Genomic DNA, 2,616 nt, shown 5'->3' with positions numbered 1-2,616 from the left:
CCCGAATTTCTCTCCGCCGAATCGTGCCATGCATCGACAAGGCCACCAAGCCGCGCCAGTGACCATGACATCGGCTCCGCGCTGCCGGTCATACCGCTGTAGTCGCCGGCACGCAGCCGCGCGCCCTCGGCCTGGCCCAGCTCAGCGAGAGCGACTTCTCGCACGCACCGCACAGGCTGATCTTCCGAACGATGCTGTGTATCGCTGGGTCTGGCGAGCGAACCGTGCCGAGGCCGCGGCCCCATGCCGCGCGTGCGCGAGACCAGGCTTCACTACGCGCCGTTGGAACCGCCCACGCTGGCGACCACTGTCCAGCTCGCCCGCGCCGGAAGCGCTGCGGAGCCGCCGCACCGGCCGGGATCGGGCCGGTGGGCAGCTGCGGCCCGGACGGCGGCGGTCGGCCACGGGCAGGTCGGCGCGCCGGCCTGGAGAACCGTGTCACGCCGAGGGGGTGAGCGCATCCCTCAACGCTGCCCGCGCGCCATGCAGAGCGAGACGGAGCTGGTCCGGCGTGCGGCGGATCTGGGCCAGCAGGAGGCCGCCCTGGATGGCGGCCATGGTGAGGTCGGCCAGCTCCGTCACGTCCGCGTCCGGGCGCAGCTCGCCCGACTCCTGCATCCGGCGCAGTCCCGCGATGAGGGGTGCCTCCCATCGTGCGAAGGCGTCCACGAAGGCTTGCCGGGTGAGCTCGTCCCGGCCGCTGAGCTGGCTGGCCAGCGAGCCGATCGCGCAACCGCCCACCGGATCCTGCCGCGTCCCGTTGGCCACGATGGCGTCGAACCAGCGGTCGATGCCGGCCAGTGAGTCGGCTTCCAGGAGCAGGGGCTCCTGCGCGGTCAACACCGCGTCCACCGTGGCGTGAACCACGGACCGGATGAGATCGTCCCGGTCATCGAAGTAGTGGTAGAGCTGGCTGCGGCCGACCCCCGCGGCGCGTTCGACATCGTCGAGCGTCACCGCCGCGACGCCCTGCTGCTGGATGAGGTCCGCCGCCGAATCGAGGATGCGCCTCCGGGTCGCGTGCCCCCGCGCGGTGGTCGGTGTGCGCCCCATGCCCCCTCCTCCATGTTCTGTATCGAAGAGTACACAGTTGCCGTACTCGGTGGTACAGTCTGCCGCGGATTTTTCTGTACTGAGGGATACATTCCGCAAGGAGGAGCTGTGAGTCGGTTCGCGGTCACGAACACGCGGGTCTTCACCGGGGCACACGTAGCCGATGCCTCGGTGGTTGTCATCGAGGGCGGGACGATCGCCGCGGTCGGCCACGAGGTTCCCGAGGGGGTGGAGGAGATCGACGGTGGGGGCGGAACCCTGCTGCCCGGGCTGATCGACGCCCACACCCACACGGACGAGGACGGTCTGCGCACGGCCCTGCGCTTCGGCGTGACAACCGAGCTGGACATGATGTCGGTGCCGGAGGCGATGAACCCGCTACGAAGGAGAGCACGCACCGAGTTCGACCTGGCCGATGTCCGCACCTCCTCCTGGGGCCTCGCCCACCCCGAAGGGCACCCCCACCAACTGCGGCGCGGCCTGGGCGACCCGGTGTGGCCCACCGCCACCGAACCGAGCGAGGCCGCCGCCTTCGTCGCGGGGCGCCTCTCCGAGGGAGCGGACTACATCAAGATCATGGTCGAGGACGGCGCCACGTTCGGAACACCGCTGCCCGTGGTGCCGCCCGGCGTCGTCGCCGCGGTGGTCGAAGCGGCTCACGAGCGCGGGGTGATGGCTCTGGTCCATGCCTTCAGCGCCAGGGCCACGCGGGTGGCTGTCGAGGCGGGCGCGGACGGCGTGACCCACCTCCACTATGACGAGGTCGTCAGCGACGATCTGATCACCCGGATGCGCGAACAGGACATGTTCGTCATCACCACCCTGGCCGTCACCGCCTCCGGCGCCTCCGACGGCGCCGGACCACGCTTGGCCGCCGACCTGCGTGTGGCGTCCCGCCTGAGCGCGGCGTGGCGCGACAACCTGGCACGCGAGTTCGCCTGGAACGCCCAGCTGTCCAACGCCCTGCGCTCAGTGGCGCTGCTCCACTCCGCCGGCGTCGCGATCCTGGCCGGTACCGACGCGGCCCACCTCGGTGCCCCGGGCCTCGCTCACGGCGCCAGCCTGCACGACGAACTACGCCTGCTCGAGGCCGGAGGACTGAGTCCGACCGAGGCTCTCACCGCGGCGACACGGCGTACCGCTGACCGGTTCGGCCTCACCGACCGCGGGCGGATCGAACCCGGCGCCTCGGCGGACCTCGTGCTCGTGGACGGTGACCCGACCACGCGGCTCTCCTCGACACTGAACACCCGCGCGGTGTGGCGTCGGGGACACCGCCTGGCACGGGCCGGGGCCACAGAGGGGCGGGACGCCGAAGTGCCCGCCCTGTGACGTCCCCCGCGCTCTGATCACGCCGCGCGCGGCCCGGGCCGCGCCGCAACGCCGGGGTCCAGTCGGGGGATCGGCGACCTTCCCCGCGGGCCCGTGCTGTGCTCGGTGGGCCGCTCTCAGCGCGGACCTGTCGGCGCCCGGCCGCGCCCTCGTTGACCTGCGCCTACCTGCCAGTAGAGGATGATGGCTTGGTCGGGCCAGGATGCGCGCCGAGCTTGCCGGCGACCAACT

2 protein-coding genes are annotated in these 2,616 nt (G+C 71.7%); one reads left to right on the top strand and one right to left on the bottom strand.

The genetic code is table 11. The features are described 5' to 3' along the window. Window positions 1-438: 438 nt before the first annotated feature. A complete protein-coding gene (locus ACFWI8_RS36205; RefSeq protein WP_387100499.1) occupies window positions 439-1,053 on the bottom strand; it encodes a TetR/AcrR family transcriptional regulator in 615 nt (204 codons plus the stop codon). Window positions 1,054-1,161: 108 nt separating this feature from the next. On the opposite strand from ACFWI8_RS36205, the gene ACFWI8_RS36200 reads away from it, so the two are divergent. After that, window positions 1,162-2,385 carry an amidohydrolase family protein gene (locus ACFWI8_RS36200; RefSeq protein ID WP_387100496.1) on the top strand — a complete coding sequence of 408 codons (1,224 nt, stop codon included), beginning with the start codon at window positions 1,162-1,164 and terminating at the stop codon, window positions 2,383-2,385. Window positions 2,386-2,616 lie beyond the last annotated feature (231 nt).

The sequence above is a fragment of the Streptomyces sp. NPDC127098 genome, assembly GCF_042722465.1.
GTDB classification, from domain to species: domain Bacteria; phylum Actinomycetota; class Actinomycetes; order Streptomycetales; family Streptomycetaceae; genus Streptomyces; species Streptomyces millisiae.
Note: the sequence above shows the minus strand (reverse complement) of the source record. Positions and strands in the feature narration are given on the sequence as shown.

Coding starts and splice junctions, on each gene's coding strand:
- ACFWI8_RS36205 (WP_387100499.1), bottom strand. CDS start 1,053: ATGGGGCGCACACCGACCACCGCGCGGGGGCACGCGACCCGGAGGCGC.